Below are 13305 nucleotides of genomic sequence, written 5' to 3' on the forward strand. Positions count from 1 at the left end.
GTAAAAGGGGAATAGACTATGTTGGATATCATTATGAACGATATTTTAGGCACACCTTCTATACTCGTGGGGTTATTCGCTCTGATTGGCTTACTGTTACAGAGAAAGTCCAGTGCCGATGTCGTGTCAGGTACGCTGAAAACGGTTATGGGGTTCATTATCATCGGAGCAGGGGCAGCCGTCCTTACAGGTGCCCTTAACATATTTAGTCAAATGTTCGACCAGGCGTTTCATGTAGAAGGTGTCATCCCGAATAACGAAGCCATTGTAGCGGCTGCACAAAGTGATTTTGGAACATCGACGGCCCTGATTATGGTGTTCGGTATGATTGTGAATATTTTATTAGCTCGCTTTACTCCATTAAAATATATCTTTTTAACGGGTCACCATACATTATTCATGGCCTGTCTACTAGCTGTCTCTTTGTCGGTTGGCGGACTCGGCGGATTCCCGCTTATCCTTATCGGCTCCATTTTATTAGGACTATGTATGGTCGTGTTTCCTGCCATTCTGCAGCCTTATGTAAGAAAGATTACCGGAAGTGATGATTTTGCGATCGGTCACTTTGGGACAATCGGATATTTCGTTTCCGCTACGATTGGGAAATGGTTCGGAAACAAGGAAAAGACAACAGAACAAATTAAGGTCCCTAAATCTTTAGGATTTTTACGAGACACATCAGTGGCTGTATCGCTGACAATGACGATTTTCTTTTTGATTGTCGCCCTGTTTGCAGGACAAGATTATATTGAATCAACGCTTTCCTCTGGTTCCAACTTCCTTGTATTTTCGTTTATTCAAGCCATTACATTTGCAGCTGGGGTATATATCATTCTAGCTGGGGTGCGGATGTTGATTGCTGAGATCGTGCCAGCCTTCAAAGGGATTGCAGATAAAATTGCGCCCAATACGAAGCCTGCATTAGATTGTCCAACGATTTTCCCTTTTGCTCCAAACGCAGTGATTATCGGCTTTTTATTTAGTTTTATAGCGGGGATCTTATCGATGTTCCTGCTGCCGGTATTGGGCTTGAAGGTTATTGTTCCGGGACTTGTGCCACATTTTTTCACAGGAGCTGCCGCCGGTGTCTTTGGAAATGCGACGGGTGGTCGTCGTGGAGCTATGCTGGGATCTTTTGCAAATGGACTCATCATTAGTTTCTTACCAGCCATTTTACTGGTATTATTAGGTGACATAGGATTTGAAGGCACGACATTCGGTGACTCAGATTTCGGTGTGGTAGGTCTATTCATACTAAGTATTTTGAAACTGTTAGGATTTTCTTAATCTACTAGATAAATAGATAGATTCGCCAACAGCCTAAATCTCACAGATCATGGGCTGTTGGCATTTTTGTTACGAAATTCGCACGGACGGGGTGGAAACATGGGATACAAAGCAATCGTGCTCGATATGGATGGCACGACTTTGAATGAAGTGAATACGGTGAACGATACGCTGAAAAACTACTTAATCGAACTTAGGAATAGTGGAATGAAGGTATTCATTGCAACGGGAAGAACGGTAAAAGAATTAAGAGATGTGCTGCCAGAGGATTTGATCGTCGACGGGATGGTAACGGCCAATGGTATGTCCGCCTTTATTGGAACGGAGAAGATTTTTGAACATGCACTGCCTTCCGAACTTGTGGATGACATGATTAATAAAGCAGCAGAGAGAAAGATATTTTACGAAGTCCATCCAAATGATGGCGTCAGAATGGCCTTACAAAAAGATAAAGACTATACGGTCGAACATATGACGGGGACAAAGCCGGAGACGGTTGATGAAAACGAATGGTTGTCCAGAAAGGTCGCAGTCGAGAAGAAAATCCACTGGGTCGATCAGCTCGAAGAATTAAGTGTCGCCAAGATATATTTTTTCAGTAAAGAAATGAAGGCCATCAAAGACTGGATCACAGATCTCGAAAAGTTCAAGAAGAAAACGGCCTTTACAACCGCTTCCTCCACACATCACAATGTGGAAGTGACCGTGGACGGTGTATCCAAAGCAACAGCGGTTCAAGTCTTGCTTGATCACTTTAGTCTCTCTCCGGACGATATTCTGGCCGTAGGAGACGGAGAAAATGACCTTCCTCTATTCAAGCTCTCCGGCCACTGTGTCGCTATGAAAAATGCGCTCGAATCGGTAAAGGAACAGGCGGATGAGGTGACGGAGTATTCCTATCGAGAAGATGGCCTGTATCACTTTTTGAAAAAAACATTTCCGATAGCTCAACCAAAGTGAATAATAATAAAGGGCGTACGGATTTTCCGTGCGCCCTTTATTATTATAGAAGGAACGAGAAGGAACGTCCTCGGGAGCAATGGAGGTCATGGAGAAAATATTATACATAGATTAATGAAATGCCCCCATCACTCCTAAGACAACTGCCATCCATCATATGGTATGATTGATAAAAAAGGAAAAGGTGGATTATTTTGAATATTAATGTCGGTGATATACTATTTCAACTCATGATGTTTATCGTACTGTTTGGCATGATTTTTGCCGTTTACTTTTTTGTCCGGACCCTCGTTAGAAAATCTCGCAATTCTAATGCCGTAGAACAAAAACTTGATAAAGTCATCGAGCTGCTTGAAAAGGAAAAAAGAGAGTAAGGTGTGAGCCAACCGTGAATACCATGGATTGAATTGTGGCGCTCTTTATAAATAAGTATCTAATAAAGGAGCTGGTTTCCTTGGAACTAAAAGAAGTGACTTATCAAAAGAAGCATGGGGTCATTAGTATCATTTCAATTGTTTTAGGGATGATTTGTTTTTTTATAGTTTTTATCACGCCTACAAGGATAGCGAACATTGGTAGTTTGATTGGTGATTATCTAACATTTTTCCTTACTGGTTTAGGTATGATCATTTCTATTGTAGGTATCGTAAAGAAAACAGAAAAGAATACGCTCCCGATTATTGGGTTAATTCTGTCATCATCTTTTTTTATTTATTGGGTTATTATTATTATCATGCTGTTCACAGGTCAGATTGAATTTGGGCCATGACCCTAAAAGAGATAGTTCCCGAAACTATCTCTTTTTCTTGTATTCCATCATCTCCAACACAGGTTCGGGTCGAACAGGAGCCTCACTTAGAACAACGTTGTGGTAGAATAATCCATAAATGAACGGTTGAGGTGGTTTTAATCATCCATTTAGCGATAAGGAGAATGTACCTTGGAATTTAAACGACTAGCAAAAAATGACTTAATTAAATGTACGGAAACATTTATTGAAGTATTTAATGATGAGCCTTGGAATGATGAATGGACATGTACAAAGGCTGAAAAATATTTACTGAGTTTTTACCAGACACCTGGATTTTTAGGCATTTTAGCGGTAGAAAACGATGAAATTCTCGGCTTTATTTTTGGTGTAAAAAGAGTATGGTGGAGCGGAGATGAGTTTTTCATTAATGAAATGTGTGTAAAAACACAATATCAAAATAAAGGTATTGGAAGAGCGATGTTAAATCATTTAATAAAGGAGCTTCATGGCAGTCATATAAGTAACATTACACTTCTCACAGATAGAGGGATACCTGCCGAAGAATTTTATAAGAAAAATGGTTTTGAAGAAATAGAAAGAATCATATTCTTGCATAAGAACATTTAAACTAGAGGAAGAATGTACGTAAACTAAATATTAGTAATCTGCTATTTCTTGAAGGAGGCATGTATGGAGAATATAAATGGCAATTCAGAAGAGTACGATGATCCGATTTTATATGATAAGGAAAATGATTCATATAGGCAAGACCTTCCTTATCTATTGAAATGGGCTGCAAAAACCGAAGGGCCCATCATTGATTTAGCTTGTGGGACAGGGCGGGCGACCATTCCTTTAGCGAGGAAAGGCTATGAACTTATCGGTGTGGATGTCCATAAAGGAATGCTAGACGAAGCAAAAAGGAAGTCGTCGGACCTGAATGTACATATTGAATGGATCGAACAGGATGCTAGAATGCTTACCTTGAATGTAAGAAGTCATTTGATCTTTTCAGTCGGGAATTCCTTTCAGCATTTTCTTACAAACGAAGATCAGGACGGATTCTTATCATCTGTAAATAAACATTTAGAGCTTGATGGGCTATTCATCTTTGACACGAGGTTTCCAAGCATGGAGGAATTACTCCAACCTGACACGGAAGAATACTGGAGAACCATTGAAGATAAGGATACGCAAAAAAGGATCGATGTTTATACGAAAAGCACCTATGACTCACTCAGTCAGGTCCAACATTACACAACGATCAGAAAGTATGTAGATCAAAGTGGGGAAATAGTAGATGAACAAAGAACGAACATACGGTTACGATACGTCTTCCCTAAAGAAATGGAACGAATACTAGCGGTTAACGGACTGGAGATCGTCCGTATCTTCGAGGATTGGAATGAAACACCTGTGACGAATGATAGTTATGGGATGGTCTATGTTTGTAAGAAAACAAGGGATATAAAGACTTCTTTATGCGTGGGTGTTTCGAACGGAAGTTTAGGATAACGGAGGGGTTTTCCAGTGAAGCATATCTTATTTAATCAAGCAGCATTCGGTGCATTGAGCCATGCATTAAAAAGAGAAAATGTTGAGATCATCACGTTTCCGGATTACTTTGGTGAAGGCCCCATCCATCGTTTATTAACGGAGAAAGGTTTTTCCAAAAGGATGGAATGGCTACAGGAAGCCTATCGATTTGATGGGAAGATGAGCGAACAGTATGTGGCTTTGTTTTATGATGCACTTGCAAGTCTTCGACAGGTTAAAGAAGGCGAGCAAGTGATTGTTTGGACGTGTGAAAATGCGGCGGAACAATTTGGGTTACGCTTAGTAAGCCATCTATTGTCAGGCAAAAAATGTTCGATTTCCGTGTGCAATACATACTTTCCCATGCTTTATTTCCATGAAGATGAACATACACAATATGATATTCGCCATTCTGGTGAGGTTAGCCCTTCGCAGATGAAGCGAATGCTAAAGCTGAATTTACTAGATCCACTTACTGAAGATGAGCTCGTTCTTTTACAGGCAGAGGCGCTTCAATTAATGGAGGGGCATTCAATAGTTCGTACATGGTTTAGGGGAAGGATTATCGAGGATGACGAGTCCAGGGATGATCAAGAGATTATCCGGTATGCAAAAGACATGCAATCCGAATACGGTATCGATAATTTTTACAACGCTGCTCGCTTGATTGGTCATGTTTTAGGATGGAGTGAGCATGACATCAACGATACATGGATTGATTACCGTTTACGTATGTTGATAAAGAAAGGCGTTTTTGTATATAACGGTCATTTAAGTGAGATGTTTTCCTATCAAGTTCGATTGAACACTAGCCAAGATAAATGATATGTCTTTCGTAATAGAAGATGCTGAATAGTTATCATCGCACACCCAACCCTTTATGCACCAATGGGTTGAATGTGCGATGTCCACTTCAAACAGGTAAAGCCAATCATCCTTGAACTTGATTAACAAAAAGCTGTGTGATGTCTTTTGGACGTGTGATGGCCCCTCCAACGACACTTGCATGGGCGCCCAATTCCATGCACCTTTTATACATGTCGGGTGTCATGACATTTCCTTCCGCAATAACGGGGATGTTCACATGCTGGAGAACCTGTTTCAAGAATTCAAAATCATCATGATAGAGTTTCTTTCCATGTGTTTCTTCGGTGTAGCCATGTAATGTAGTGGAAATACAATCGAATCCGAGTTTTTCCGATTGTATGGCATCCTCTAAAGTAGCGATATCCGCCATGAGTTGAATGCTAGGATTCTTTTCTCTTACATAGTTGACCAGATCGCTTAAAAGAAGATTCTCCGGTCTTGTCCGATGGGTGGCATCCATGGCAATCATCTCGCAGCCACTAGCCAGTAACTCATCGATTTCCTTGCAAGTGGCGGTAATGAACACGGAGCTATCGTCATAGTCGCGTTTAACGATGCCGATAACGGGCAGGTCCACTTCTTTTTTTATCGCGATGATATCCACTTCGGAGTTTGCCCGGATTCCTTTTGCACCGCCTTGTTTAGCGGCCAACGCCATTTTCGACATGATGAATGAGCTATGTAGAGGCTCATTTGGTAAGGCTTGACAAGATACGATTAATCCACCTTTAACTTCGTTTAACATTCTATATTTCCCCCTTTGAAAAATGGATGGACCGCCCCGAATAGGGAGGCATCATTATATAATTGAGCAATTTTTATTTCTGTCTTCAAAAAATCAGTAGGAAGATAAGTGGTGAGCTGCTTTTGTATATGGTTCAGTAAAAAGTCGCCTTGGCGGGATATGCCGCCTCCTATCAGGATACACTTCGGATCGACTAACAGGATGATTTGCGCCAATCCCTTAGCCACTTCCTTACTCCATGCCTCAATCAAGGCTATGTATGGCTCTTCACCGAGTCTTGCTTTCTCAAAGACTTCCTTCGTGGAGACACTTTTACCAAACTCTTTTTCAATCATTCTATTTAAAGCGGTTGTGGATGCTCTCATTTCATAATTCGTTTTTGTTTCTGGATCGTATAATAGATAGCCGACGGAGTTTGCCTGATGATGGGTTCCATCCATGATTCCGTCATGATAATAGGCCCCGCCGATCCCCGTACCTAAGGTAATGCAAAACACATCGTTTTCCCCTTGGGCAGCGCCTTGCCAAAGCTCGCCGATCAAAGCGGCATTCACATCATTTTCTACAGAAACGGGGAAAGGGAATGTACGGGATAAATGGGCTTTGAATGCGGTACCTTTATAGTCCCGGATAGTGGGCCCCGCAAAGATGATTTCCCCTTTTTTCCGGTCGACGATCCCGGCAGTGCTGATGCCCACGCCGTTAATGGCCGTCTCATTGGAAACAGCGGAAATGATGGCCTCCACCTGTTTCAGTATAGCCTGGTCGATATTTTCTTTTGTTTTCACTTGTTGATGCCCATGCAGATGTTTCTGATCGTCCAAGAGGGCATATTTAATAAACGTACCGCCGATATCAATCGATAAATAATCAGCCATGGATATCCTCCTACACTTTCGTTTGTTTAATATGTTGAATGAGAAGTGTTTTTGCCTCATCGGCATTCCCCATCAGTAGCGCTTCGACAATATTCCTGTGTTCCTGGATGAGGCCTTTGAATTCTTCTAGGGAGAGGTGGATATGTTGCACTTGGAAAAAATAACTGGTGATCATATTCGTCATTTGTATAAATAAATCATTATTCGTGGCTTGCAGAAGCTGCTTATGAAATAGGGTATCCGCTTCTTTGAATTCTTCTTGGGTCGTTGCCTTTTCGCTTTCTTCGACCACTTCCTTCAACATGTCCAAATCATCCATACTCTGATTTTTTACAATTTCATCAATGGCACTTGATTCAAATAGAATTCTCAAACCCAATATATCCCGGATATTCCCGCTGTTTATTTGCCATAAAAAGAAGAAGTTATCCAAAAGGTTTTCTATATTGGATTCATTGAGAAAAGCGCCCTGGCCCTGTCTGATGCGTATGACATCCGTATTTTCAAGGTAGCTCAACGCTTCCCTCACTACGGACCTGCTTACGCCAAACATTTCCGTGAACTTGCGCTCTGTTGGGAGTTGATCGCCCGCTTTTAAGTTTTGCGAAATGATATAGTTTTTAATTTCTTGAATGACCGTTTTCTTAAGTGGCTTTTTTTCTTCCATTTTAATGGGTTCCATTTGCTTCCTCCAAAGTAGTAATAAAACGAAAAATGGGTTGGAAATGTTCCTTTAGGACTTTTTGAGCCACTGGCAAATCTTTAATTTTTATAGCATCGATGATGTCTGCATGCTGTTTGAATGAATCAATCAGTGTGTCCTCTTTCTCGATAAAATCCATTCTAACCAGGGAAAAGTACTCACTGATCACTTCACTGAACTTGAAATAGGCTTCATTTTCCGTTGATTTAATTAAGGCTTGATGAAATAAACGGTCGAATTGTTTCGTGTCTTGTTTTTGGATGATCGTCTGATAATACGATTCATTTATGCTGATGAGATGATCAATATCGACATCCACTTGTTTCTCGATGATCAATCGCAATGCCCCTAATTCGATGACTTCCCGAATTTCCATCAATTCTTTCATTTTTACACCGTGCGTGTCGTAATAATGTTTAAGTATCGTATTGATTGAATCGAGTGTAGGCTCAGCTATATAGACACCGCCACCGGGCTTCACGTTCAAGATCCCTACGGTTTGGAGCGAGATTAACGCTTCGCGTATAACCGTCCTGCTTACTTGCAACTGTTCGACCAGTTCTTTTTCTGTTAAAAACTTATCATTCGGTTTCAGATTATTTTCTAAGATATGGCTCTTAATTCTTTCAATCGCGATTGTGACCAATGAGGTCTTATGAATTGCCATGACGCCACCCCTTTATGTATGTCTACCATATTATAGAAATGAAGGAAAGGGATTACTGAAATTTGTTGACATTTTTATGAAAGGCTTTTATGATAAATTTGTAAATAAAAATTGGTCTGACAATATTATATCTTTGTTATCTGAATTTTTCAAACTAATTAGGGGGTTAAGATATGAAGGGGTTATTTTCAGCACTACTGATACCATTTGATGAAAATGGGAAGATTATCGAACAAGGCTTGCGTGAGATCGTTAGACAAAATATTGATGTTCAGAAAGTGGACGGACTATATGTGAATGGCAGCTCAGGTGAAAACTTCATGCTATCTACCGATCAAAAAAAGCGAATTTTCGAAATTGTCAGTGAAGAGAGTAAAGGGGAGGTCAAGCTAATCGCCCAGGTAGGATCGATCAATCTGGACGAAGCCGTTGAACTGGGTCAATTTGCAACAGAGCTTGGCTATGATAGTCTATCAGCCGTCACGCCGTTTTACTATAAGTTCAATTTTGAAGAGATCAAGCATTACTATGAAACCATCATTGATAATACAGGCAATAATATGATCATTTACGCCATTCCATTCTTAACGGGTGTATCGATGAACATGGATCAATTTGAGGAACTCTTTCAAAATGACAAAGTCATCGGCGTGAAATATACGGATGGAGACTTCTACTTATTGGAGCGACTTCGTAAAAGATTCCCAGATAAACTGATCTATTCTGGATTCGATGAAATGCTTATCTATGGAGCCATTTCAGGAGTGGATGGGGCAATCGGGAGTACATATAATATCAATGGAAAGCGATCTAGACAGATTTTGGAGTTGGCGCAAAGTGGCAAGGTAGCGGAGGCGTATGAGATTCAGCACGTCACCAATGACCTTATTGAAAGAGTGCTAGATTTGGGATTATATCAAACGTTGAAAGAAGTACTGAATGTAAAAGGCATCCAAGCAGGTACGGTCAAAAAACCGATGGCTCCATTTGATTCAAGCAAAAGGGAAGAAGTGGAACAACTCGTAAAAGATTTTAACTTATAAGATAGCTCATAGATAGAATGTGTTGGACACTTAACTATCTGATTTTTCTGTAATCACGATGTACCGCAAGGGCGTGCCACTCTTTTTTTAAAAGAAGAGGGGGGCAGGCGCTTTTGTTACCTTTTAAGGAAGCTCTATAAAATGATTTTATGATGAGGGGTGTATTATATGGAGAAGATTAGTTTTGGCGTGGCTAACTGGGCTGTCATGGTGGTCTATCTACTAGCGATGCTAGCAGTGGGGCTTTATTTTACAAAGAAATCTGGTAAGAATACTGATGCGTTCTTTACCGCAGGCGGTAAGATTCCTGCTTGGGCCGCGGGTTTCAGTATCTATGCTACAACGTTAAGTGCGATTACGTATATGTCGACACCAGAACAGGCATTTTTATCTGATTGGACTTATGCAGCAGGTAATCTATCAATACTGGCCATCATACCTGTGTTGATCTATTTTTATATTCCTTTCTTTAGGAAGCTGAATGTCACGACGGCCTATGAATATTTAGAGGAGCGCTTCGGTGTATCTCTTCGCGTGATAGGAAGTTTACTCTTTACACTTTTCCACATTGGCCGTATAGCGATTGTCGTCTACTTGCCAACGCTTGCCATTACACTCGTTTCCGATATCAATCCCTTTATCATAGCGCTTGCGGTTGGAGGTTTATGTATTGTTTATACGTTCCTCGGGGGGATTGAAGGGGTCATTTGGAGCGATGTGATTCAAGGGATCATCCTTCTAGGCGGTGCCATTTTACTTGTGGTCCTTGGAATCTTCTCTATCGATGGCGGACTCTCGACAGTTATCGATGATGCGGTCAACAACAAGAAAGTGGTAACGGCAGACAGTTTCAAGTTCAGTGCCGTCACGGCAGCGATCCCGATTATCTTCTTAGGCTCCATCTTTAATAATCTACATCAATATACAGCCAGTCAAGACGTCGTACAACGTTATCAAACGACTAGTTCAATCAAAGAGACAAATAAGTCTTTGTGGACCAATGGAATCTTGGCTCTTATCACGATCCCTGTCTTTTTTGGATTTGGTACCGTCCTTTATAGTTACTATACGAATGTTGAAGCCCTTCCAGAAGGATTTAATACTTCAGCCATCGTGCCGTATTTCATCGTTTCAAGTTTACCAGCGGGGGTAGCGGGTTTACTGATCGCCGCCATATTTGCCGCTTGCCAATCTACAATCTCCTCTAGTTTAAATAGTATTTCCGCTTGTGTAACAGTCGATTTTAAACAAAGATTTTTAGGTGCAAATGAAAAAAGTGATGTATTATTGGCGAGAATTGTCATTATCGCGTCCGGTGTACTAGGTATGGCAGCCGCTTTATATCTCATTTCAAGCAATCAAGCTGAAACATGGAACTTGTTCTTGGCTATCACAGGATTATTCGGTGTTCCGATTGCCGGTATCTTTGCTCTTGGGATATTCACGAAACGTGCCAATACACCTGGAGTATTGATCGGTCTAATCTTAAGTGCGATTACCTCCTATTTCGTGCAACAAACAGACCTGACGCCCTTCGTCGTTAGTATCGTCTCGTTCATTACTTCCTTTGGATTTGGTTATGTTGTAAGTTTGCTATTCCCGAAATTCAACAAAAACACCACAGGGTTGACCATTTATACGAAAAACGAAGAATATGTGAAGCCTAACCTACACCCAGAACCGCAATCAAAGTCTAAAGCAGGGTAAGAAAGTCTCATATAAGGATAGCCAGTCATGTTGATGATTGGCTATTTACTACATTTCCATTTACCCAAAGCATGACGAAAATAAATAAAGGGTTTTTAACCTTGGATAGTGAACATAAATACATGGATAAGAGAAGGGGATTTTGTGAATAAAATGAAATGCATGATCCTTAAGAATATAACGATTTACAGTGAAAGAAAAAGGATTGAATGTGGGTTTTTAATGGCGAAGGATGGAAAAATCGTTGCCTTTGGTTCTATGGATGATGTAAATGACTTAGAGTTTAAGGGTGAGGTCATTGATTTTCATGCCCTGCCGGATTATAAGGTGATACCGGGAATGATCGACATTCATATTCATGGCGTAAATGGCGCCGATACCATGGACGCAACGCAGGAAGCGTTAAAGCGTATGGCTGCAGCTCTTCCTTGGGAAGGGACGACGAGTTTTTTAGCTACCACCATGACGCAGGAACCCCAAGCCATCGAGAACGCGTTAATGAATGCCGGTCAGTACATCGATGACCATCAGCCACCGGGAATGGCCGAAATCGTTGGCATTCATTTAGAAGGGCCCTTCGTCAATCCAAAGATGGCAGGGGCGCAGCCAGCACAATATATGATCGATCCGGATATACACATCTTTAAAAAGTGGAATGAGTTATCGAATGATCATGTCAAAGTCGTTACGCTTGCACCGGAACAGCCAGGTGGAAGCGAATTAATCCGTTATTTAAAGGAGCATGGAATTGTGGCTTCCATTGGCCATTCAGGTGCAACATATGACGAAGTGGATCAAGCGATTTCGGATGGTGCAACGCAAGTCACGCATCTGTTTAATCAAATGAAAGGCCTACATCACCGTGAACCGGGAGTTGCCGGAGCTGCCCTTTTGCGTGATGAATTGAAAGCGGAAATGATTATGGATGGCATTCATGTCCGTCCAGAAATCATCAAGCTTGCCTATAAACAAAAGTCAAAAGAAGGGCTCCTATTAATTACTGATTCCATGCGGGCGAAGTGCCTGAAAAACGGAACCTACGATTTAGGGGGCCAAGACGTGACGGTGAAAGATGGGAAGGCGGTTCTTGCGGACGGAACACTGGCAGGAAGTATCCTGAAAATGGGGCAAGCGGTTAAGAACCTCTTATCCTATACAAATTGTCCGCTTGAAGATGCCATTGAAATGGCTGCCCTGAACCCAGCCAAACAGCTTCAACTGGATGATAGAAAAGGAAGCATCAAAGTAGGGAAAGATGCAGACTTAGTCATTTTGAACGAGGAAAATGAAGTGGTCATGACCATCTGTAGAGGAGAAATGGCATATAGCATAATGGAGGTTGAATAATATGGAAATCGTTGAAACTCAAAACTACGATGAAATGAGCCAGAAAGCAGCACACCTTATTCTGGACAAAGTAAAACGGACACCTTCTCTTGTATTGGGCCTTGCGACTGGAGGAACGCCGGTCGGGACGTATCAACACTTAGTGAAGGATTATCAGGAAAATCAGACCTCCTATCGCCATGTTCATACCGTGAACCTGGACGAATATGTAGGAGTGGAAAAAGATCATCCCACTAGTTACCATACATATATGAAGGACCATCTCTTTAACCATATCGATATCCCAATCCAACAAACTCATTTGCCGGATACCATGGCACCAGACTTACAAGCAGAATGTCAAAGGTATGAAGAGCTCATTGAAAACCTTGGTGGAATAGACCTTCAGCTATTGGGGATTGGGGTGAATGGCCATATTGGATTCAATGAGCCAGGTACACCTTTTGCCTCCACCACGAATGTAGTGGAGCTTACAGCCTCCACAAGAGAAAAAAATGCCTGCTATTTTGATAATCCCTTCGACGTACCCAAACACGCGGTGACGATGGGAATCTCGACGATCATGAAGAGTAAACAAATCGTACTCCTCGTGTCCGGAAAGCAAAAGGCACATATTTTATACAAACTACTATCTGAACCAACCAATGAGCAAGTCCCAGCTTCCATCCTAAAACAGCATAAAAATGTGATGATTATTGCCGATCGTGAAGCGTTGGCGGAACTCAAGCAGAACTGTTAACGGGGTTGCAATGATCTTGGCGAGTCGTATGATAAGGTTAACCTGTTTTTATTGGTTAACCTTTTTTTGTTGAAG

Annotated in this window: 15 protein-coding genes; 11 read left to right on the plus strand and 4 right to left on the minus strand. The window is 41.4% G+C overall.

Annotation, left to right across the window (positions count from 1 at the left end):
- Positions 1 to 18 precede the first annotated feature (18 nt).
- The 7 genes from ACIQXR_RS14570 (at position 19) to ACIQXR_RS14600 (ending at position 5359) form a co-directional block, all read left to right on the plus strand.
- Positions 19 to 1287 carry a PTS ascorbate transporter subunit IIC gene (locus ACIQXR_RS14570; RefSeq protein WP_403080244.1) on the plus strand — a complete coding sequence of 423 codons (1269 nt, stop codon included), beginning with the start codon at positions 19 to 21 and terminating at the stop codon, positions 1285 to 1287.
- Between the two features lie 99 nt (positions 1288 to 1386).
- The gene (locus ACIQXR_RS14575; protein WP_403080246.1) at positions 1387 to 2247 is read left to right on the plus strand and encodes an HAD family hydrolase; all 861 of its coding nucleotides are present in this window, start codon (positions 1387 to 1389) and stop codon (positions 2245 to 2247) included.
- Between the two features lie 194 nt (positions 2248 to 2441).
- Positions 2442 to 2621, plus strand: coding sequence for a DUF4083 domain-containing protein (locus ACIQXR_RS14580; RefSeq protein WP_402873540.1), 180 nt, complete (start codon positions 2442 to 2444; stop codon positions 2619 to 2621).
- Between the two features lie 149 nt (positions 2622 to 2770).
- On the plus strand, positions 2771 to 3016 hold the full coding sequence (locus ACIQXR_RS14585) for a hypothetical protein (protein ID WP_402873921.1): 246 nt from the start codon (positions 2771 to 2773) through the stop codon (positions 3014 to 3016).
- 171 nt (positions 3017 to 3187) lie between these two features.
- Positions 3188 to 3625, plus strand: coding sequence for a GNAT family N-acetyltransferase (locus tag ACIQXR_RS14590; protein ID WP_403080247.1), 438 nt, complete (start codon positions 3188 to 3190; stop codon positions 3623 to 3625).
- A gap of 63 nt (positions 3626 to 3688) precedes the next feature.
- A complete protein-coding gene (locus ACIQXR_RS14595) occupies positions 3689 to 4513 on the plus strand; it encodes a class I SAM-dependent methyltransferase (protein ID WP_403080249.1) in 825 nt (274 codons plus the stop codon).
- A gap of 15 nt (positions 4514 to 4528) precedes the next feature.
- A complete protein-coding gene (locus ACIQXR_RS14600) occupies positions 4529 to 5359 on the plus strand; it encodes a DUF1835 domain-containing protein (protein ID WP_403080251.1) in 831 nt (276 codons plus the stop codon).
- Positions 5360 to 5465: 106 nt separating this feature from the next.
- On the opposite strand, the gene ACIQXR_RS14605 is transcribed toward ACIQXR_RS14600, so the two are convergent.
- Genes ACIQXR_RS14605 through ACIQXR_RS14620 form a run of 4 tightly spaced genes read right to left on the minus strand, consistent with a single transcriptional unit; the run spans position 5466 to position 8394 of the window.
- Complete coding sequence (locus tag ACIQXR_RS14605) at positions 5466 to 6146, minus strand: N-acetylmannosamine-6-phosphate 2-epimerase (RefSeq protein WP_403080253.1); 681 nt, start codon at positions 6144 to 6146, stop codon at positions 5466 to 5468.
- A complete protein-coding gene (locus ACIQXR_RS14610) occupies positions 6140 to 7024 on the minus strand; it encodes an ROK family protein (RefSeq protein ID WP_403080256.1) in 885 nt (294 codons plus the stop codon). Before ACIQXR_RS14610 ends, ACIQXR_RS14605 begins: the two co-directional genes overlap by 7 nt.
- Positions 7025 to 7034: 10 nt before the next feature.
- The gene (locus ACIQXR_RS14615) at positions 7035 to 7706 is read right to left on the minus strand and encodes a FadR/GntR family transcriptional regulator (RefSeq protein ID WP_402873557.1); all 672 of its coding nucleotides are present in this window, start codon (positions 7704 to 7706) and stop codon (positions 7035 to 7037) included.
- On the minus strand, positions 7693 to 8394 hold the full coding sequence (locus tag ACIQXR_RS14620; RefSeq protein WP_402873560.1) for a FadR/GntR family transcriptional regulator: 702 nt from the start codon (positions 8392 to 8394) through the stop codon (positions 7693 to 7695). Before ACIQXR_RS14620 ends, ACIQXR_RS14615 begins: the two co-directional genes overlap by 14 nt.
- Before the next feature lie 173 nt (positions 8395 to 8567).
- On the opposite strand from ACIQXR_RS14620, the gene ACIQXR_RS14625 reads away from it, so the two are divergent.
- The 4 genes from ACIQXR_RS14625 to nagB all read left to right on the plus strand — a co-directional run bounded on the left by ACIQXR_RS14625 (position 8568) and on the right by nagB (position 13230).
- A complete protein-coding gene (locus ACIQXR_RS14625) occupies positions 8568 to 9437 on the plus strand; it encodes an N-acetylneuraminate lyase (protein WP_402873563.1) in 870 nt (289 codons plus the stop codon).
- Between the two features lie 168 nt (positions 9438 to 9605).
- Positions 9606 to 11144, plus strand: a complete 1539-nt coding sequence (locus ACIQXR_RS14630) for a sodium:solute symporter family protein (protein ID WP_403080258.1) — start codon at positions 9606 to 9608, stop codon at positions 11142 to 11144.
- Between the two features lie 153 nt (positions 11145 to 11297).
- Complete coding sequence (gene nagA, locus ACIQXR_RS14635; protein ID WP_403080321.1) at positions 11298 to 12491, plus strand: N-acetylglucosamine-6-phosphate deacetylase; 1194 nt, start codon at positions 11298 to 11300, stop codon at positions 12489 to 12491.
- A 1-nt stretch (position 12492) separates the two neighbouring features.
- Positions 12493 to 13230: a glucosamine-6-phosphate deaminase gene (gene nagB / locus ACIQXR_RS14640; protein ID WP_403080260.1), complete on the plus strand. Its 738-nt coding sequence runs from the start codon at positions 12493 to 12495 to the stop codon at positions 13228 to 13230.
- The last annotated feature ends 75 nt before the right edge of the window (positions 13231 to 13305 follow it).

The organism is Peribacillus sp. NPDC097224, from assembly GCF_044761985.1.
In the GTDB taxonomy this organism is placed as follows: Bacteria; Bacillota; Bacilli; order Bacillales; family DSM-1321; genus Peribacillus.